Below are 18,413 nucleotides of genomic sequence, written 5' to 3' on the forward strand. Positions count from 1 at the left end.
ATTTGGTCCAGTGAGGAACGATGCAGAACCGCCCGAATGCCCTGCCCGCCGCGGACGGCCCCACCGCTTCGATCACCGCCCGCGCCCTCGGCACGCTACGGCGGGAGTCGGACGGCTATCTCGACGGGCTGAACCCCGAGCAGCGCCTCGCCGTCGAGACGACGGAGGGGCCGATCCTCGTGCTCGCGGGCGCGGGCACGGGCAAGACGCGGGTGCTGACCACGCGCATCGCGCACCTGATCACCACCGGCCGCGCCCGGCCCTTCGACATCCTGGCCGTGACCTTCACCAACAAGGCCGCCCGCGAGATGAAGTCGCGGATCGGGTCGCTGATCGGCCCGGCGGGCGAGGGCATGCCCTGGCTCGGCACCTTCCACGCCATCGGCACCAAGATCCTGCGCCGCCACGCCGAGATGGTGGGGCTGAAATCCGACTTCACCATCCTCGGCACGGACGACCAGCTGCGCCTGATGAAGCAGGTGCTGGCCGACCAGAACATCGACGAGAAGCGCTGGCCCGCCCGCGCCCTCGCCCACACGATCGACGGCTGGAAGAACCGCGGCCTCTCGCCGGAGCAGGTGCCGCCGGGCGAGGCGACCTCCTTCGCCTTCGGCAAGGGCGGCGCCCTCTACACCGCCTACCAGGCCCGCCTCGCGACCCTGAACGCGGTCGATTTCGGCGATCTGCTGCTGCTCTGCCTCAAGCTCTGGCGTGAGAACCCGGACGTCCTCGAAAACTACCAGGAGCGGTTCAAGTACATCCTCGTCGACGAGTACCAGGACACCAACGTCGCGCAGTACCTGTGGCTGCGGCTGCTGGCGCAGAAGCGCAAGAACGTCGCCTGCGTCGGCGACGACGACCAGTCGATCTATGGCTGGCGCGGCGCCGAGGTCGACAACATCCTGCGCTTCGAGCACGACTTCCACGGCGCCACCGTGGTGCGCCTCGAACGCAACTACCGCTCGACGGGGCACATCCTCGCCGCCGCCTCGGGCCTCATCGCCAAGAACGAGAGCCGGCTCGGCAAGACGCTGCGCACCGAGGACGAGCCCGGCGAGCCGGTGACGGTGACGGGCGCCTGGGATTCGGAGGAGGAGGCGCGGCTGCTCGCCGAGGCCATCGAAACGCTTCAGGTGAAGAAGCATCCGCTCTCGGAGATCGCGGTGCTGGTGCGCATCTCGGCGCAGATGCGCGAGATCGAGGACCGGTTCGTGCAGCTCGGCCTGCCCTACCGGGTGATCGGCGGTCCGCGCTTCTACGAGCGGGCCGAGATCCGCGACGCGCTCGCCTATCTGCGCGTCACCATGAACGGCAGCGACGACCTCGCCTTCGAGCGGATCGTCAACACGCCCAAGCGCGGCCTCGGCGACGCCACGCTTCAGCAATTGCACGGCTACGGCCGCGCCGAGCGGGTGCCGCTGCTCACCGCCGCCCGCCGCCTGTGCGAGACCGACGAGCTGAAGCCCAAGGTCCGCCAGACCCTGCGGGCGCTGACCGAGAGCTTTTCCCGCTGGGCGCGGCTCGTGGAGAGCCAGCCGCACAACGAGGTCGCGCAGACGATCCTGGAGGAATCCGGCTACACCGAGATGTGGCAGAAAGAGCGCTCCGCCGACGCTGCAGGCCGATTGGAGAACCTGAAGGAATTCGTCCGCTCCATGGAGGAATTCCCCGACATGGCGGCCTTCCTCGAACACGTCTCCCTGGTGATGGAGGCCTCCGAGGCCGAGGGCGCCGACCGCGTCTCGCTGATGACGCTGCACGCGGCCAAGGGGCTGGAATTCGACACGGTGTTCCTCCCCGGCTGGGAGGACGGCCTGTTCCCGAACCAACGGGCGCTGGACGAGAGCGGCCGCGCGGGCCTGGAGGAGGAGCGCCGCCTCGCCCATGTCGGCCTCACCCGCGCCCGCAAGCGCGCGAAGCTGTCCTTCGCGGTCAACCGGCGCATCCACGGGCTGTGGTCCTCGACCATCCCCTCGCGCTTCATCGACGAATTGCCCGCCGCCTCGGTGGACGTGGTGGACGCTCCCGCCCACTATTCGGCCGGCGCCTCGCGCTTCGACCGCAACCCGCAGCCGTTCGGATCGAGCTACGGCACGCCGGGCTGGCAGCGCGCGCAAGAGCGCACGAATGCCAACACCGGCGGGCGCGGCTTCGGCGCCTCCCCCGGCCGGCGGGGCACCGCCTCGTCGGGCCCCCGGCAGATCGAGGGCGAGTTGATCGCCAAGTCGACGGGCACGCCCTCCGCCTACAGCACGGGGCAGCGGGTCTTCCACACGAAGTTCGGCCCCGGCGAGGTCGCGGCGGTGGACGGCAACAAGCTCACCGTCGATTTCGACAAGGCGGGGCGGAAGATGGTCCTCGACAGCTTCGTCCAGCCCGCCTGAGCGTGGCCGCCGGGACACGCCGGCCCGGGACGGAATAGGACTTCGCGCCTTTCCGGCCCTCCGGCCCGAAACCGTCACCCGCGAGTCACACCCGGTGAACAAATCTGGCGCGCAGCCGATTTTGGTGTGTTGGTTGCTTCGCCGGCTCCGTTCCGGGGGTGAAATGGTTTACTCTCCACAGGCAACCTTCGAAGCCCTGGAACTTCGATGAGCGCCAAGAATTGGCCCATCGCTATGCTTGAAAGTAGCAGGAGTACGTAGACTACGTCGGTTCAGGTACACGTCCAGATAGGCCAGCCCCGTTGGAGTGTTGACCCATGAAGAGACGCCGCGCACGCCTTGAATTGGTTGAAGACCGAACGACCCGCCTCCACCGCACACGGTTCGACGAGGAGCGGCATCTCAGCCCGATACAACCTCTCACCGATCGCCAGGCCGAGTATCTCGAAGCCCTCGGCCGCTCCCCTCAAGTGATCGTCCTCGGCCCCGCCGGCACCGGCAAGACCTACATCGCCGGAACCCGCGCCGCCGACCAACTCCGCCAGCGCCGCATCGCCAAGGTGGTCATCACGCGGCCCAACGTGCCCTCCGGCCGGTCGCTCGGCTTCTTCCCCGGAACCCTCGAAGAGAAGATCGCCCCCTGGGTCGCCCCGCTCACCGAGGCGATGAAGGAGCGGATGGGGGCCGGTGCCTTCGAGATCGCCCTCAAGGCCGGGGACATCGAGATCGTCCCCTTCGAGGTGATGCGCGGACGCACCTTCAAGAACTGCCTCGTGATCCTCGACGAGGCGCAGAACACCACCACCAACGAGATCAAGATGTTCCTGACCCGCATCGGCGACGATTGCCAGGTCATCATCAACGGCGACGTGTCCCAGACCGACCTGCGGGAGACCTCGGGCCTGCGCACGGTGATCCACCTCGTGAAGAGCCGGATGATGCCGATCCCGGTCGTGGAGTTCACCCGCGCGGACATCGTCCGCTCCGGCATCTGCGCCGAATGGGTCGCAGCCTTCGAGGAAACGAATCTCTGACCTGACCGTTACACACGGCGGACTGGCGACGGTCCGCCGTGCCCTTCTCGGCGCGAGACAACTCCCCGAACCTCCCCCTGCGGGAGGACAAACCGGGTGTCATCCCGGCAAACGGAAGAATTGGAGTCTCCCTCGTGAGGAAACTGACCCTGACCGCCGCCGCCTTCGCGTCCCTGTTCGGCGCGGCGCTGGCGACCCCCGCCCTTGCCGTCCCCGCCTCCCCGACCGCGATCGCCGCCCCCGCGGCCATGACCACGGACGTGCGCATGTCGCCGATGGAGCGCCGGATGATGCACCGTCGCATGGAGCGCCGCATGATGCACCGGCACATGGAGCGCCGCATGATGCGCCGCCACATGGAGCGCCGGATGATGCGCCACGGCATGTGAGCCGTTCGGCGCCTTCCGGTCGCGACCGGAGGGCGCCACCCCTCGACCGACGACGAACCGATCCGAGCCGGGCCGGCGTTGCCCCGGCGCCGCAAGATTCTTATGTCGGGGCGCACGCGGTCCCCGGATCTGCCAGCGCCGCCGGCGCGGCGTCCGGCGACCCTTCCGGGAGACGGACGATGCCCCCCTCCAACCGCCTGTTCGACGACCTCGCCCGCCTGATGACCGACGCCGCCGGAGCCGCCCAGGGCGTGCGCCGCGAGGCCGAGACGGTCGTCCGCGCCCAGGCCGAACGGCTGATCCGCGACCTTGACGTGGCCTCCCGCGAGGAGCTGGACGTGCTGCGCGACCTCGTCACCACGCTCCGCACCCAGAACGACGCCCTGACCGCCCGCGTCGCCGCCCTGGAAGCCAAGGCGGGCCCCGCCGCCGGGGTCGCGGGCCTGAGCGAAGGGGCTTGATTTCGGCGGAAATGGTTTTGCACAGGAAGCCGCCCCGGCGATTCCGTTTCCTGTTCACCGATCCCGCAATCGGCTTTGTGTCGCGAGTCGCGCCCGGTTTATATTGGGTCATGGACTGATTCGGGGCAGGCGGAAGGATGAGAGCGGACGTTTCCTAGTCGTTCTCGTTGTCCACCTCCCTATCGGCCAAACAACTCTCGATCTCGGGGCGTCGAGGCGCCCCTCGTCACGTGGTCATTGCGCCGGCACGGAGAGTATCCGCGCCGTCAACTTGGATCGTCATGCCGCTGCTTCACATCGACTATCACGATCCGAACCGGACCGAGCACCCGCTCGACGTGGTCGAACGGCTGGCTTCGCTGCGCGACTGGATCTTCGACCGGGCGGAAACGGACGAGATGTCCGTGAACAGTCCCGGCCGGTGGACCGACTATCACGTCGCCTTCACCTGGATCGAGGACGTGGAGGCCCTGCACGTGGCCTGCGCCTTCGACCTGAAGGTGCCGGAGCGCCGCCGCCCCGAGATCCAGAAGCTGATCGGCCTCGTGAACGAGCAGCTCTGGATCGGCCATTTCGACCTGTGGTCGAGCGACCACGTGGTGATGTTCCGCCACTCCCTCCTCCTGGCGGGCGGGGTGGTGCCGACCCAGCCGCAATGCGCGACCATGATGAAATGCGCGGTCGATGCCTGCGAGCGCTACTTCCAGGCGTTCCAGTTCGTGCTCTGGGCGGGCAAGAACGCCCGTGAGGCCCTCGACGCCGCCCTGTTCGAGACCGAAGGCGAGGCGTGAGCGCCCGGCCGGGTATGCCCGCCTCGCTGATGCTGGTCGGCGTGGGCAAGATGGGCGGGGCGATGCTGGAGGGCTGGCTGGAGGCCGGCCTCGACCCGACCGCCACCGTCGTGCTCGACCCGGCGCCCTCCGAGACGATGGCACAGCTCTGCGCCGAGCGGGGTGTCGCCCTCAACCCGCCCGACCCGGCCCCGGCGGCCGTGCTGGTGCTCGCGGTCAAGCCCCAGGGGCTCGACGCGGCCGCGCCCGGCCTCGACCGGCGGATCGGGCCGGACACGCTCCTCGTCTCGGTGCTGGCCGGCAAGACCGTCGCGGATCTGCACGGGCGCCTGCCAGCGGCGCGGGCCGTGGTGCGGGCGATGCCGAACCTGCCGGCGAGCATCGGCCACGGCGCCACGGGGGCCTTCGCCAACGGCGCGGTCTCCGAGGGCCAGCGGGCGAGCGCCGACGCGCTGCTCGCGGCCTCGGGCACGGTCGCGTGGCTCGACGACGAGGCGATGATCGACGCCGTCACCGCCGTGTCGGGCTCCGGCCCGGCCTATGTCTTCCTCCTGGTCGAGACCCTTGCCCAGGCCGGGATCGAGGCCGGGCTCCCGCCGGATGTGGCGACGCGGCTGGCGCGGGCGACGGTGGCCGGCGCGGGCGCCCTGCTCGACGCCGAAGGGACCGAGGCCGGCGCCCTGCGGCAGGCCGTGACTTCCCCCGGCGGCACCACGGCGGCGGCCCTTCAGGTGCTGATGGCCGAGGACGGGATGGCGCCGCTGATGCGCCGCGCCGTGGCTGCCGCCCAGCGTCGCGCGGGTGAATTGTCGGGCTGAATCGGGGGGCCTTCCCTCTGCGGCATCCCGCGCCCGCCCCTGACATGGGGCGGTTCCGCGCCTAAATGGGGGGCAGGACAGACCGGAACGACGACCTGCGATGACCGATCCCAAAGGCCCGACCAAGCGCCCCCGCAAGGCCGCCGCGCCCGCCGCTTCCGCCGCCGCCACCGAGGCGCCCGCCGCCGCGCCGGAGCGCGAGGATGCCCCGGCCGCCCCGAAGCCGTCGCCGCGCGAGGCCGCCGTCGAGGCGCTGATGCGGCTCGCCGCCGAGCAGCCCTGGAACGACATCGAGGTCAGCGACATCGCCCGCGAGGCGGGGATGACGCTCGGCGAATTGCGCGAACTGTTCCCCTCGAAGGGCGCCGTGCTCGGCGGCCTTGCGCGAATCATCGACCGCAAGGTGCTGGAGGGCGACGGCACGGACCTCGCCGACGAGCCGACGCGGGAGCGCCTGTTCGACGTGCTGATGCGCCGCCTCGACGCGATGACCCCCTACAAGACCGCCCTGCAGCGGATCTCCTACGCCCTGCGCGGCGATCCGTTCTCGCTGCTCGCCCTCAACGGCGTGATGCTGAACTCGCACCGCTACATGCTGGCCGCCGCCGGCATCGACACCGAGGGGCCGCTCGGCCAGCTCAAGCTGCAGGGCGTGGTGATCGCCTTCGCCCGCGTGACGCAGGTGTGGCTGGACGACGACGATCCCGCGCTCGCCCGGACCATGGCCCGGCTCGACAAGGAGATCCGCAGCGGCGAGCGGTTCATGGAACGCGCGGAGGACGTCCGCCGCCTCACCGCCCCCCTGCGCGCCGTGGGCCGCTCCCTCCTCGACCGGCGCTCGCGGGCGGATCGGGAGGACAATCTGCGCGACGAGCCGCCTGCCTCGACCTCATCCTGAGGTCGTGGAGGGTCGGGGTACCTCTCAGGAAAACCGCCCGGCCAGCACGTCCCGCACGGTGCCGACCACCTCGCCCCCGGTGAGGCGGTCGCGGTCCACGGTGAGGGCGTCGGGGATCATGTCAGCGATGCCGTCGTCGGTGTCGTCGCTGGCGAAGACGATGCGCAGGTTCGGCCGCAGCACCCGCGCCTCCACGGCGAGGCGGCTGCCGCACAGGCTGCCCCGCAACGCCGTATCGATGACCAGCACATCGACGGGCAGGCCCAGCGCCAGCACCGTCATCGCATCGACCCCGCGGTCGCAGAGCGTGGCCTGGAAGCCGACGCGGTGGACATGCGCCGCCGCCTCGTCGCGCCAGCGCTTGTCGTGCCCCACCACGAGCACCTGGATGCGGTAACAACCCCCGGTAGCGGAAGCAAACCGTACGGAGGGTCCGACGGCGGTTGATCCCATGCGCGTAAGGCCACCACTTCGCGTTGCAATGCGGCATGCTATGCCGTGATCTTGTTTTCGCGCAAGGGCGGAACCGCGAAATTGCCCCAAACGATGCCGGCGCTGCCCAAGGGGGAGGCATGCGCCGAGGGTGGCGCCGTATGAGGCAACGGCCCCTGGAACCGGTTGACGCGGCGGGGCCCCGGCGGGCAACACCAATGGGCGGCCGGCTCTCAGCCGGATCACGGAGCTTCCGATTCGATGTCGTCCAAGCCGTCGCCCGTTTCGCCCCTCGCGCCCACTTCCTATCCCGACCTGCCGCCGGTCGCCGGGGTGCGCCTCGCTACGGCCCAGGCCGGCATCCGCTACAGCGGGCGCACCGACGTGCTGTTCGTCGGGCTCGATGCCGGCACCCGGGCGGCGGGGGTGTTCACCCGCTCGAAATGTCCCTCCGCGCCGGTCGATTGGTGCCGCGATGCCCTCGCCAACGGCGGGGCCCGCGCCCTCGTGGTGAATTCGGGCAACGCCAACGCCTTCACCGGCCGGCTCGGCCGCGAAGCCGTGGCGCTCACCGCCCGGATCGCCGCGCAGGCCGCCTCCTGCGCCGAGGACGAGGTCTACATCGCCTCGACCGGCGTGATCGGCGAGCCGCTGCCGGCCGAGCGGTTCGAGGGCGTGCTCGCCGACTGCGCGGGCCGCGCGCAGGACGGCGCCGAGGCTTGGGCCGAGGCCGCCCGCGCCATCATGACCACCGACACCTTCCCCAAGCTCGCCACCCGCGAGGCCGAGATCGGCGGCACCAAGGTGCGCATCAACGGCATCGCCAAGGGCGCGGGGATGATCGCCCCCGACATGGCGACGATGCTCGCCTTCGTGTTCACCGACGCCGCCCTGTCCCAGGGGGCGGCGCAGGCCCTGCTGGCGCAGGGCGCGAACGACAGCTTCAACTGCGTGACCGTCGATGGCGACACCTCGACCTCCGACACGCTGATGCTGTTCGCCACGGGCCAGGCCGGCCACGCCGAGGTGGCGGACGCCGCCGACCCGGCGCTCGCCGGGTTCAAGGCGGCCCTGGACGACCTGCTCGCGGAACTGGCCCAGCTCGTCGCCCGCGACGGCGAGGGCGCCCGCAAGTTCGTGACGGTGCGGGTCGGCGGCGCCGAGAGCGACGCCTCCGCCCACCGCATCGCGATGTCCATCGCCAACTCGCCGCTGGTGAAGACCGCCGTGGCCGGCGAGGACGCCAACTGGGGCCGCGTCGTGATGGCGGTCGGCAAGGCCGGCGAGCCCGCCGACCGGGACCGCCTCGCGATCTGGTTCGGGGATGTCCGCGTCGCCGTCGCGGGCGCCCGCGACCCCGCCTACAGCGAGGACGCCGCCAGCGCCGTGATGCGGGCGCCGGAGGTGGAGATCCGCGTCGACCTCGGCCTCGGCTCCGGCCAAGCGCGGGTGTGGACCTGCGACCTGACCAAGGGCTACATCGAGATCAACGGGGATTACCGCTCGTGAGAGCGGCGCCCCTCGCCCTCCTCGCGCTGCTGGCCGGCGGGGCCGCCCGCGCCGACGACCGGCCCTGCGACCGGCACGTCAGCGTCACCGGGCACGCCGCCTCCGCGCAGGCGCCGGATTTCGCCGAGGTCGCCATCGGCATCGAGGCGAAGGGCGCCAACGCCGCCGCCGCCCTCGACGCCGCCTCGAAGGCCGTGGCGGGTCTCACCGCCACCGCCCGCGACGCCGGCCTGTCGTCGGCGGAGATCGGCACGGCGGCGGTGAGCCTCCAGCCCGCCATCCGCGCGGTCAACCGGCCGGGGGGCGTCACCGAGGAGCCGGACGGCTACGCGGCAACCAACATCGTGCGCCTGCGCGTCGGTGACATGGGCCGCCTCGGCGACCTCCTACGGCGGATCCTCGATTCGGGCGCGAACCGCATCGACGGCATCACCTTCGGCCTGCGCGACCCGGAGGCGGCCCGCGCCGCCCTGCAGGTCGCCGCCGCCAAGGATGCCCGCACCCGCGCCGCCACCCTGGCCGAGGCCGTGGGCGCGAAGCTCGGGAGCCTCTGCACCCTCACCGCCCTCGACACCGGCCCCGGACCCTTCGCCATGCGCGCCATGGCGGCGCCCTCCCCCAAGGCGCGGCCGGTGCCCGTCGAGGCCGGCAGCATCGAGAGCGCGGCCTCCGTCTCGGCCACCTTCGCCCTCGACCGATGAGCGGTCTTCGCCTTCTCCTCGTCGTCGCCGTGGCCCTCGTGGATGCGGACGGGCGCGTGCTGGTGAGCGAGCGCCCCGCCGGCAAGCAGCTCGCCGGCCTGTGGGAATTCCCCGGCGGCAAGGTCGAGCCCGGCGAACGCCCGGAGGAGACCCTGATCCGCGAGCTGGCGGAGGAGCTCGGCATCACGGTCGCGGAGCCCTGCCTCGCGCCCCTGACCTTCGCGAGCCACCCCTATCCGGACTTCCACCTGCTGATGCCGCTCTACGTCTGCCGCCGCTGGGAGGGCACGCCGCGCTCCCTGGAGGGGCAGGCCCTCAAGTGGGTGTCTCCGAAGGCCCTGCGCGACCTCGCCATGCCCCCGGCCGACGCGCCGTTGATTCCGTTCCTCATCGACCTGCTCGGATAGCCGCCGCAAAATATTTTTGCCGGCACCTCAAGTCGAAGCCGGGCGCGGACAGCGTCCGGCTTCGTCGTTTCAAGCATTTCGCAACGCACCATTGCATACGGTTCGTGCTGCGGCCGCGAGAAAGGCAGGCTGAACCAGCAAATCAAAAAATTTGACGGGCGGAATCGTGGGCTACAAGTAAAATAAACGCCGAACACGGGTCACCAAGAGACACCGGAGGAGGCGCCGCATGGACGTTCACGAGTACCAGGCCAAGGAGCTGCTCGCGAGCTTCGGCGTCGCGGTTCCGAAAGGCGCCATCGCCTTCAGCCCGGACCAAGCGGTTTACGCCGCCACCGAACTCGGCGGCTCCTTCTGGGCGGTGAAGGCGCAGATCCATGCCGGCGCCCGCGGCAAGGCCGGCGGCATCAAGCTCTGCCGCACCTACAACGACGTCCGCGACGCGGCCAAGGAGCTCCTCGGCAAGCGCCTCGTCACGCACCAGACCGGCCCCGAGGGAAAGCCGGTCCAGCGCGTCTACGTCGAGACCGCCGACCCGTTCGAGCGCGAACTCTATCTGGGCTTCGTCCTCGACCGGAAGGCCGAGCGCGTCCGCGTCATCGCCAGCCAGCGCGGCGGCATGGAGATCGAGCAGATCGCCGCCGAGGAGCCTCAGGCGCTGATCCAGGTCGTGGTGGAGCCCGCCGTCGGCCTGCAGCAGTTCCAGGCCCGCGAGATCGCGTTCAAGCTCGGCCTCAACATCAAGCAGGTCGCTGCGGCGGTGAAGACGATCATGAACGCCTACCGGGCGTTCCGCGATTGCGACGGCACGATGCTGGAGATCAACCCGCTGGTCGTCACCAAGGACGACCGGGTGCTGGCGCTCGACGCCAAGATGTCCTTCGACGACAACGCCCTGTTCCGCCGCCCCGGCATCGCGGACATGCACGACCCGTCCCAGGGCGACCCGCGCGAGGCCCAGGCCGCCGAGCACAACCTCAGCTACATTGGCCTCGAGGGCGAGATCGGCTGCATCGTCAACGGCGCCGGACTGGCCATGGCCACGATGGACATGATCAAGCATGCCGGTGGTGAGCCGGCGAACTTCCTCGATGTCGGCGGCGGCGCCTCCCCCGAGCGCGTGGCGACCGCCTTCCGGCTGGTCCTCTCGGACCGCAACGTGAAGGCGATCCTCGTCAACATCTTCGCCGGCATCAACCGCTGCGACTGGGTGGCCGAGGGCGTCATCCAAGCCGCCCGCGAGGTGAAGATCGACGTGCCGCTGGTGGTGCGGCTGGCCGGCACGAACGTCGAGGCCGGCAAGAAGATCCTGGCCGGAAGCGGTCTCGACCTCATCACCGCCGACACGCTGACCGAGGCCGCACGCAAGGCGGTCGACGCCTGCAACGCTGCCAAGAATAACCGCTGAGTTCAGGGGGGAGATCGCGCCATGAGCATCCTCATCGACGAAACCACGCCGATCATCGTCCAGGGCATCACCGGCGACAAGGGCACCTTCCACGCCAAGGAGATGCTGGATTACGGCTCCAACGTTGTCGGCGGCGTCACGCCCGGCAAGGGCGGGCGCACCCATCTCGGCCTGCCGGTGTTCAACACCGTGAAGGAGGCCGTGGAGGCGACCGGCGCCACCACCTCGATCACGTTCGTCGCCCCGCCCTTCGCAGCGGACGCGATCATGGAGGCGGCCGATGCGGGCCTGCGCCTCGTCTGCTCCATCACCGACGGTATCCCCGCCCAGGACATGATGCGGGTGAAGCGCTACCTCTACCGCTACCCCAAGGAGAAGCGGACGATGGTGGTGGGTCCGAACTGCGCGGGCATCATCTCGCCCGGCAAGTCGATGCTCGGCATCATGCCCGGCCACATCTACCTGAAGGGCAATGTCGGCGTGATCTCGCGCTCCGGCACCCTCGGCTACGAGGCCGCCTCGCAGCTGAAGGAACTTGGCCTCGGCATCTCGACCTCGGTGGGCATCGGCGGTGACCCGATCAACGGCTCGTCCTTCCTCGACCACCTCGCCCTGTTCGAGATGGACCCGGACACCGACGCGGTGCTGATGATCGGCGAGATCGGCGGCCCGCAGGAGGCGGAGGCCTCGGCCTGGATCCGGGACAACATGTCGAAGCCGGTGATCGGCTTCGTGGCCGGCCTCACCGCCCCGAAGGGCCGGCGCATGGGCCATGCCGGCGCGATCATCTCCGCGACCGGCGACAGCGCCGCCGAGAAGGCCGAGATCATGAAGAGCTACGGCCTCACCGTGGCGCCCGACCCCGGCTCCTTCGGCCAGACCGTCGCCGACGTGCTCGCGCGGGCGGCGTAGCCGCCTCCAAAAGCCTCATCGTCTTTGCGAGCGACAGCGAAGCAATCCAGGGCAGCGGGACGTCTCAGACCGTGGCGTGTCCCTGGATTGCTTCGCTCAGCTCGCAAAGACGGAGCCCGGTTTGAGAGAGGGCGCAGGCGTCGCCGCGACCTTCGAGACGAACGACAGAAAAGAGGGCTGCCCCATGCCCACGACGCTTCACGCCAGCCCCGCCTCGGTCACCGGCTTCGCGCCGCCGGTCATCACCGGCACCTCGTCCGAGGGCGCGCTGGACATCCTGTTCCAGGCCCTGCTCGACGTCGCCCGCCGCCACGATCCCGAGCTGGAAGCGGTGCTGCACGGCACCGCCGACATCTCACGCTTCTCGCCGGAGATGCTGGCCCGCGCCCTCCAGGTGCAGGGGATCTGGTTTCAACTGATCTCCATCGCGGAGCAGAACGCCGCCATGCGCCGCCGCCGCCACACGGAGCGGACGGAGGGGCGCGCGGCGCTGGGCGGGTCCTTCGCGAAGGTGTTCGCCGAGGCCCGCGCCCGGGGCATCCCGCCGGAGACGATCCAGGCGCTGCTCAACGACCTGCGCATCCGCCCGACGCTCACCGCCCACCCGACCGAGGGCAAGCGCGTGACCGTGCTGGAGAAGTTCCGCCGCATCTACCTCGTGCTGCGCGAACTGGAGATGCCGCGCTGGACCGACCGCGAGCGCAACGGCCTGATGAACGAGCTGCGCGACCAGATCGAACTGGTCTGGATGACGGGCGAGTTGCACTTGGAGAAGGCGACCGTCGAGCGCGAGGTCGCCTGGGGCCTGCACTTCTTCGATGAATCGCTGTTCGAGATGCTGCCGGAGACCATGGTCTCCCTCGAAGAATCGCTGAGCGAGGCCTATCCCGACACCCCGTTCAAGGTGCCGCCCTTCTTCCAGTTCGGCTCGTGGATCGGCGGCGACCGGGACGGCAACCCGTTCGTCACGGCGGCGGTGACGCGCACCACCCTGCAGCGCAACGCCCTCGCCTCGCTGAGCCGCTACCGCGACGGCGTGCGCGAACTCGGCCGAACCCTGTCGCTCACCGAGCGGACGCTCGCCGTGCCGCCGGCGTTCCGCGAGGCCCTGGCTCACCAGCTGTCCGAGAGCGGGCAGGCGCGGGCCATCGAGCGGCGCAACCCCGGCGAGGCCTATCGTCAGTATCTCTCCTGCGTCCTGCGCAAGATCGAGGCGACCATCGCCCGCAACGAGGGGCTCCACCCCTCCGGCCCGGATTATCCGAGCGCGGATAGCTTGATCGAGGACCTGCGCACCCTGGAACGGGGCCTCGCCGACGCGAAATGCGGCGCGCTGGCCCGCGACCTCGTGCGGCCGGTGCGGCGGATGGTGGAGATCTTCCGCTTCTCGACGGTGCGCCTCGACTTGCGCGAGAACACCACCCGCACCAGCGAGACCCTGCGCGCCCTGTGGCAGCAGGAGAACGGCGAGGGCGAGCCCCCCGCCCTCGATTCCTCCGCATGGCGGTCCTGGCTCGACGCGAGCCTCGCCCGCCCGCGCGACCCGGAGCGCTCCTTCGAGAACCTGCCGGACGCCGCCCGCGAGACGCTGGCCACCTTCGCCCTCGTGGCCGAGATGCGCGAGAACCTCGACCGCGAGGCCTTCGGCGCCTTCGTCCTGTCGATGACCCGCTCGGTGCCGGACATCCTCGGCGCCTACCTGCTGGCCAAGGAGGCGGGCGTGTTCCTCGACGCCTCGGGCACCGAGATCTGCCCGCTGCCCATCGTGCCCCTGTTCGAGACCATCGACGACCTGCGCGCCGGCCCCGCCATCATGCGCGAATTGCTCGCCGTGCCGGTGGTGCGCCGCTCAACCCGCTGGCAGGGCGGGGTGCAGGAGGTGATGATCGGCTATTCCGACTCGAACAAGGATGGCGGCTTCGTCGCGGCGAACTGGGAGCTCTACAAGGCGCAGAGCAAGCTCACGCGCCTCGGCCAGGAACTCGGCGTGCCGATTGCCTTCTTCCACGGGCGCGGCGGCTCGGTGAGCCGGGGCGGCGTGCCGACCCATCGTGGCATCGCGGCCCAGCCGCCGGGCTCGATCCGGGGACGCTTCCGCATCACCGAGCAGGGCGAGGTGGTCTCGTTCAAATACGCGAACCGGGGCACCGCCGCCTACCAGATGGAATTGCTCGCGGCCTCGGTGTTCGAGCACGCGCTCGCCGGCGACGGCAACGGCCAGCCGGCGGGCCACGACGACGCCCTGGAAGCCCTCGCGGGGGCCTCGCGCGCGGCCTACGTCAACCTGCTCAACACGCCGGGCCTCGTCGATTACTTCCAGGCCGCGAGCCCGCTCGACGAGATCGCGCTCCTCAACATCGGCTCGCGCCCGGCCCGGCGCTTCGGCGCGCGCTCGCTCTCGGACCTGCGCGCGATCCCGTGGGTGTTCGCGTGGTCGCAGAACCGGCACGTCGTGACCGGCTGGTACGGCGTCGGCTCGGGGCTCGCGAGCTTCATCGACGTGCGCGGCCGGGAGGGCGAGGCCACCCTGAAGCGCCTCTTCGCCGACTCGCGGGTGCTGCGCCTCGTGCTCGACGAGGTCGAGAAGACGCTGCTGATGGTCGATCTCGACATCGCCCGCGCCTATGCCGGCCTCGTGCCGGATGCGGGCATCCGCGACCGGATCTTCTCCGCCATCGAGGCCGAATACGCCCTGACGCGGGAGATGGTGCTGCGGGTGAGCGGCGGCTCGGAACTGGCCGAGCGCTTCCCCCTGTTCCGCGACCGCCTGAAGGGGCGGTTGCCGACGATCAACCAGGTCTCCCGCGAGCAGGTCGAACTGCTCGCCCGCTACCGCAGCGAGACGGACGAGGACCGGAAGGAGGCAGTGAAATCCGCCCTGCTCCTGTCGATCAACTGTATCGCCGTCGGCTTCGGGGCGACCGGGTGAGCGCGACGCCCCGGCGGCCCTGTTCGGAAGGGTCGGCGGCCCCAGTTGAAACCCCAGCGCGCGCCATCCCACCCGCGCGGGACAAGACCACCCAAGGAGGAAAACAAGAATGAGCTTCACCCTGATCCAGCAGGCCAAGGCGCGCCTGCACCGCTCGGAACTCGCCGTTCCCGGCTCGAACCCGACCTTCATGGAAAAGTCGGCCTCCTCGGCCGCCGACGTGATCTTCCTCGACCTCGAGGATGCCGTCGCGCCCGACGACAAGGAGCAGGCCCGCAAGAACATCATCCAGGCGTTGAACGACCTGGATTGGGGCAACAAGACCATGATGATCCGCATCAACGGTCTCGACACCCACTACATGTACCGGGACGTGGTGGACATCGTGGAGGCCTGCCCGCGCCTCGACATGATCCTGATCCCCAAGGTCGGCGTGCCGGCCGACGTCTACGCCATCGACGTGCTCACCACCCAGATCGAGCAGGCCAAGAAGCGCGAGAAGAAGATCGGCTTCGAGGTGCTGATCGAGACCGCGCTCGGCATGGCCAACGTCGAGGCCATCGCCCAGTCGTCCAAGCGCCTGGAGGCCATGTCCTTCGGCGTGGCCGACTACGCCGCCTCGACCCGCGCCCGCTCCACCGTGATCGGCGGCGTGAACCCCGACTTCTCGGTCCTCACCGACAAGGACGAATCCGGCGCCCGCCAGACCCATTGGCAGGACCCGTGGCTGTTCGCCCAGAACCGGATGCTGGTGGCCTGCCGCGCCTACGGCCTGCGCCCGATCGACGGCCCGTTCGGCGACTTCTCCGATCCGGACGGCTACCGCTCGGCGGCCCGCCGCTGCTCGGCCCTGGGCTTCGAGGGCAAGTGGGCGATCCACCCGAGCCAGATCGAGCTCGCCAACGAGGTGTTCACCCCCTCCGAGGCCGAAGTGACCAAGGCCCGTCGCATCCTCGAAGCGATGCAGGAGGCTGCCAAGGCCGGGCGCGGCGCCGTCTCCCTCGACGGCCGCCTCATCGACATCGCCTCCATCCGCATGGCCGAAGCGCTGATCGAGAAGGCCGACGCGATGCGCTGACCGCTCACACCGGATAGGAGGCCTGACTTCGGTTGCGCCTTCTGTCCGTCCTGATAGGGATATTGTCGCGGGCCTGACCAGCCCGTCCGTGATGGGCCGCACGCGGCCGGTTGCGGCCGGGAGTAAAGCGAATGGTCTTCGCTCTGACGATCGTCAGAAGAGCAGACGGCGAGTGGAGAGTTCATCTCCGCCTCGCCGTCCACATGTTCGGTCTGACGTGGCTAAACCCTAACGGGTAATCGCCAGGAGCCGGCGTCTAAGCCTCGCCGGCTCCACTCCCGAATATAAGCGAAATCGCCCGCCGCGCCAAGAACCGACGCTTCCGGTTGCGCTGCCCGAATTCATCTTGATAGGAAAGTTTCCGCGGGCCTCACCAGCCCGCCCGTGACGGGCCGCACGCGGTCGGTTGCGGCCGGGAGTCGAACGAATGGTTATCGTTCTGACGATCGACAGGAAGGGAAACGGCGAGTGGAGTGTTCACCTCCGCCTCGCCGTCCATCCAATCTTCCTGAAATGGCTAAACCCTAACGGGTGATCGCCAGGAGCCGATGTAGCCCCACCGGCTCCACTCCCGAAGATAAGCGAAGTCGCGCGCTGCGCCAAGAACCGGGGGGCTTCCCCCTCAAGACAGGGGAACGCCTGTCAGAACGGCCGTTCGTCCGGCAGGCGGGCTGCGGCGATCTCCTCCGCCGTGGGGTCGCGGCGCAGCGTGATGCCCTCCCGCCAGGTTTTCGCGATGAGGCCGAGCCGGGCGAAGCCTTCGAGCCAGCCGTCCATCGGCCAGATTCCGTGGCGATCATGGAAGCGCTGCGCGTTGGCGACGATGTCGCGAAAATGCTGCAGGGGCGGGTCGTAGGCCGCATGGTGCTGGTGGAAGGCCAGCGGGCCGCCGAGGAACAGGATCGGCACACCCATCGCCGCCGCGCGGAAGGCGATGTCCGTGTCCTCCGCGCCGTAGCCGAAGAAGCTCTCGTCGAACCCGCCGAGCCGGTCGTAGGTCGAGGCCCGCACCGCGAAGGCCAGCGACCAGAACAGGCCGGGCTGCGGCGAGGGGACGATCCCGCGCTCCGGAAAATGCCGCACCGGATGCAGGTGCCCCGCCGCCACGAGGTCGGCCTCGCACCAGCCGTCCCGCACGGCGCCCGCCGGAAGGTAGCGCACCGCGCAGCAGATCAGCCCGTCCCGCTCCGCGACCGCCGCCGCGAGGCCCGCGACGAGATCCGCCGAGGGGATGCAATCGACATCGAGATAGACCAGCGTCTCGGCCTCGCCCGCCGCCCGGCGCCCGGCATTGCGCGCCGCAGCGAGAGGCAGGCCCTCGCCCGCGAGGGGGACGCGTTCCACGGGGAAGGGCAGCGGCGGCAGGGGCGTGGTGTCCCCGCCCATCTCCACGACGATGCAGCGATCCGGCACCTGCCCCCGGGCGAGCCCTTCGAGGAGCCGCGCGAGATGCGCCCCCCGCCTCTTGTTCAGGGTGACGACCGCGAGGCTCATGCGGGGATCGCCACGAAGCGCTCGCTCGGCCCGCACAGGCGTTCGATCATCGCCGGCTCCAGGCGGAAGCCGGTGGGGTCGTCGCTGATGAGGTCGGTGGTCTGCGATTCGTGGGCGTGGACCGCCTTCGCCTTGGTCGCCGCATGGGCCGACACGTCGAGGCGCATTCCCTGCGGCGGGGGGCCGACCTCGGTCTCCGGCGGCAGGGTCCAGCCCCAGACGGGGTATTCGTAGATCCGCACGCCGGGCATGTGGCGCCGGGCGAGGCCGACGATGGCGGCGGAGGCCTTGTGGTCGCAATGGGGATCGTGCCGCCATGTCACGAACACGGCGCTCGCCGAACTCGCCCGAGCCGCCTCGGCCACGGCGAGCGCCGCCGCCTCGGCTTCGTGACCCTCGCTCGGGACGTGGGCGTCGGGCAGGCGCAGGAAGGTGACGTGGGCGGGGTCCATGCCGAGAACCGTGACGGCGCGGCAGGTCTCGTCCTCGCGTAAGGAGCGCAGCCGCTCGGTCGGGTAGAGGGCCGAATGGGTGTGCGAGCCGCAGCCGTCGCTCACCACGACGAGGCGCACGTCGCGGCCCTCCGCACGGGCGGCGGCGATGAGCCCGCCGCAGCCGAGGCTTTCGTCGTCCGGATGCGGCGCGACCACGACGAGGCCGCCGGGCCCCGCCAGGGCGTCGAGGGTGCCGAACGGCAGGGAATCGGCGGCGGCGAGGAAATCGTCGGCACGCATCGCGGTCGGGGCTCTCCAGGTTCGGCCGGACCAT

Annotated in this window: 17 protein-coding genes; 14 read left to right on the forward strand and 3 right to left on the reverse strand. The window is 70.2% G+C overall.

The genetic code is table 11. The features are described from left to right. Window positions 1-20: 20 nt before the first annotated feature. The 7 genes from MKK52_RS25410 to MKK52_RS25440 all read left to right on the forward strand — a co-directional run bounded on the left by MKK52_RS25410 (window position 21) and on the right by MKK52_RS25440 (window position 6,775). Window positions 21-2,384, forward strand: a complete 2,364-nt coding sequence (locus tag MKK52_RS25410; RefSeq protein ID WP_243959237.1) for an ATP-dependent helicase — start codon at window positions 21-23, stop codon at window positions 2,382-2,384. Window positions 2,385-2,701: 317 nt separating this feature from the next. Then, window positions 2,702-3,418 carry a PhoH family protein gene (locus MKK52_RS25415; protein ID WP_243959238.1) on the forward strand — a complete coding sequence of 239 codons (717 nt, stop codon included), beginning with the start codon at window positions 2,702-2,704 and terminating at the stop codon, window positions 3,416-3,418. A 134-nt stretch (window positions 3,419-3,552) separates the two neighbouring features. Next, the gene (locus tag MKK52_RS25420) at window positions 3,553-3,807 is read left to right on the forward strand and encodes a hypothetical protein (RefSeq protein ID WP_243959240.1); all 255 of its coding nucleotides are present in this window, start codon (window positions 3,553-3,555) and stop codon (window positions 3,805-3,807) included. A gap of 179 nt (window positions 3,808-3,986) precedes the next feature. Then, window positions 3,987-4,268, forward strand: coding sequence for an accessory factor UbiK family protein (locus MKK52_RS25425; RefSeq protein WP_243959242.1), 282 nt, complete (start codon window positions 3,987-3,989; stop codon window positions 4,266-4,268). Window positions 4,269-4,549: 281 nt separating this feature from the next. Continuing rightward, complete coding sequence (locus MKK52_RS25430; protein WP_243959244.1) at window positions 4,550-5,059, forward strand: YbjN domain-containing protein; 510 nt, start codon at window positions 4,550-4,552, stop codon at window positions 5,057-5,059. A gap of 14 nt (window positions 5,060-5,073) precedes the next feature. Next, the gene (gene proC / locus MKK52_RS25435) at window positions 5,074-5,877 is read left to right on the forward strand and encodes a pyrroline-5-carboxylate reductase (RefSeq protein ID WP_243959758.1); all 804 of its coding nucleotides are present in this window, start codon (window positions 5,074-5,076) and stop codon (window positions 5,875-5,877) included. A 100-nt stretch (window positions 5,878-5,977) separates the two neighbouring features. After that, a complete protein-coding gene (locus MKK52_RS25440) occupies window positions 5,978-6,775 on the forward strand; it encodes a TetR/AcrR family transcriptional regulator (protein ID WP_243959246.1) in 798 nt (265 codons plus the stop codon). 24 nt (window positions 6,776-6,799) lie between these two features. Here the strand turns inward: MKK52_RS25440 and MKK52_RS25445 are convergent, their stop codons facing one another. Beyond that, window positions 6,800-7,150 (reverse strand): histidine kinase, encoded by a 351-nt coding sequence (locus MKK52_RS25445; RefSeq protein ID WP_243959248.1) that lies wholly within the window; start codon window positions 7,148-7,150, stop codon window positions 6,800-6,802. Window positions 7,151-7,468: 318 nt separating this feature from the next. Between MKK52_RS25445 and argJ the strand changes: the two genes are divergently transcribed. The 7 genes from argJ to MKK52_RS25480 all read left to right on the forward strand — a co-directional run bounded on the left by argJ (window position 7,469) and on the right by MKK52_RS25480 (window position 16,151). After that, window positions 7,469-8,716, forward strand: a complete 1,248-nt coding sequence (gene argJ, locus MKK52_RS25450; RefSeq protein ID WP_243959250.1) for a bifunctional glutamate N-acetyltransferase/amino-acid acetyltransferase ArgJ — start codon at window positions 7,469-7,471, stop codon at window positions 8,714-8,716. Next, a complete protein-coding gene (locus tag MKK52_RS25455) occupies window positions 8,713-9,417 on the forward strand; it encodes an SIMPL domain-containing protein (protein WP_243959253.1) in 705 nt (234 codons plus the stop codon). Before argJ ends, MKK52_RS25455 begins: the two co-directional genes overlap by 4 nt. Beyond that, window positions 9,414-9,824, forward strand: a complete 411-nt coding sequence (locus MKK52_RS25460; RefSeq protein ID WP_243959255.1) for a (deoxy)nucleoside triphosphate pyrophosphohydrolase — start codon at window positions 9,414-9,416, stop codon at window positions 9,822-9,824. The genes MKK52_RS25455 and MKK52_RS25460 overlap by 4 nt, the downstream gene beginning before the upstream one ends. Window positions 9,825-10,053: 229 nt before the next feature. Next, window positions 10,054-11,232 (forward strand): malate--CoA ligase subunit beta, encoded by a 1,179-nt coding sequence (locus MKK52_RS25465; protein WP_243959257.1) that lies wholly within the window; start codon window positions 10,054-10,056, stop codon window positions 11,230-11,232. A 21-nt stretch (window positions 11,233-11,253) separates the two neighbouring features. Next, on the forward strand, window positions 11,254-12,144 hold the full coding sequence (sucD, locus tag MKK52_RS25470) for a succinate--CoA ligase subunit alpha (protein ID WP_243959259.1): 891 nt from the start codon (window positions 11,254-11,256) through the stop codon (window positions 12,142-12,144). Between the two features lie 184 nt (window positions 12,145-12,328). Then, window positions 12,329-15,073, forward strand: coding sequence for a phosphoenolpyruvate carboxylase (locus MKK52_RS25475; protein ID WP_243959262.1), 2,745 nt, complete (start codon window positions 12,329-12,331; stop codon window positions 15,071-15,073). 109 nt (window positions 15,074-15,182) lie between these two features. Further along, a complete protein-coding gene (locus tag MKK52_RS25480; protein ID WP_243959264.1) occupies window positions 15,183-16,151 on the forward strand; it encodes an HpcH/HpaI aldolase/citrate lyase family protein in 969 nt (322 codons plus the stop codon). A 642-nt stretch (window positions 16,152-16,793) separates the two neighbouring features. Here MKK52_RS25480 and MKK52_RS25485 read toward each other — a convergent pair. Continuing rightward, a complete protein-coding gene (locus tag MKK52_RS25485) occupies window positions 16,794-17,645 on the reverse strand; it encodes a glycosyltransferase family 2 protein (protein ID WP_243959266.1) in 852 nt (283 codons plus the stop codon). Next, entirely contained in the window at window positions 17,642-18,379 is a 738-nt protein-coding gene (locus MKK52_RS25490; protein WP_243959268.1) for a PIG-L deacetylase family protein, read from the reverse strand. Before MKK52_RS25490 ends, MKK52_RS25485 begins: the two co-directional genes overlap by 4 nt. Between the last annotated feature and the right edge of the window lie 34 nt (window positions 18,380-18,413).

The organism is Methylobacterium sp. J-067, assembly GCF_022829465.1.
Lineage (GTDB): Bacteria > Pseudomonadota > Alphaproteobacteria > Rhizobiales > Beijerinckiaceae > Methylobacterium > Methylobacterium litchii.

Coding starts and splice junctions, on each gene's coding strand:
- MKK52_RS25410 (WP_243959237.1), top strand. CDS start 21: ATGCAGAACCGCCCGAATGCCCTGCCCGCCGCGGACGGCCCCACCGCT.
- MKK52_RS25415 (WP_243959238.1), top strand. CDS start 2,702: ATGAAGAGACGCCGCGCACGCCTTGAATTGGTTGAAGACCGAACGACC.
- MKK52_RS25425 (WP_243959242.1), top strand. CDS start 3,987: ATGCCCCCCTCCAACCGCCTGTTCGACGACCTCGCCCGCCTGATGACC.
- MKK52_RS25430 (WP_243959244.1), top strand. CDS start 4,550: ATGCCGCTGCTTCACATCGACTATCACGATCCGAACCGGACCGAGCAC.
- proC (WP_243959758.1), top strand. CDS start 5,074: ATGCCCGCCTCGCTGATGCTGGTCGGCGTGGGCAAGATGGGCGGGGCG.
- MKK52_RS25440 (WP_243959246.1), top strand. CDS start 5,978: ATGACCGATCCCAAAGGCCCGACCAAGCGCCCCCGCAAGGCCGCCGCG.
- argJ (WP_243959250.1), top strand. CDS start 7,469: ATGTCGTCCAAGCCGTCGCCCGTTTCGCCCCTCGCGCCCACTTCCTAT.
- MKK52_RS25460 (WP_243959255.1), top strand. CDS start 9,414: ATGAGCGGTCTTCGCCTTCTCCTCGTCGTCGCCGTGGCCCTCGTGGAT.
- MKK52_RS25465 (WP_243959257.1), top strand. CDS start 10,054: ATGGACGTTCACGAGTACCAGGCCAAGGAGCTGCTCGCGAGCTTCGGC.
- sucD (WP_243959259.1), top strand. CDS start 11,254: ATGAGCATCCTCATCGACGAAACCACGCCGATCATCGTCCAGGGCATC.
- MKK52_RS25475 (WP_243959262.1), top strand. CDS start 12,329: ATGCCCACGACGCTTCACGCCAGCCCCGCCTCGGTCACCGGCTTCGCG.
- MKK52_RS25480 (WP_243959264.1), top strand. CDS start 15,183: ATGAGCTTCACCCTGATCCAGCAGGCCAAGGCGCGCCTGCACCGCTCG.
- MKK52_RS25485 (WP_243959266.1), bottom strand. CDS start 17,645: ATGAGCCTCGCGGTCGTCACCCTGAACAAGAGGCGGGGGGCGCATCTC.
- MKK52_RS25490 (WP_243959268.1), bottom strand. CDS start 18,379: ATGCGTGCCGACGATTTCCTCGCCGCCGCCGATTCCCTGCCGTTCGGC.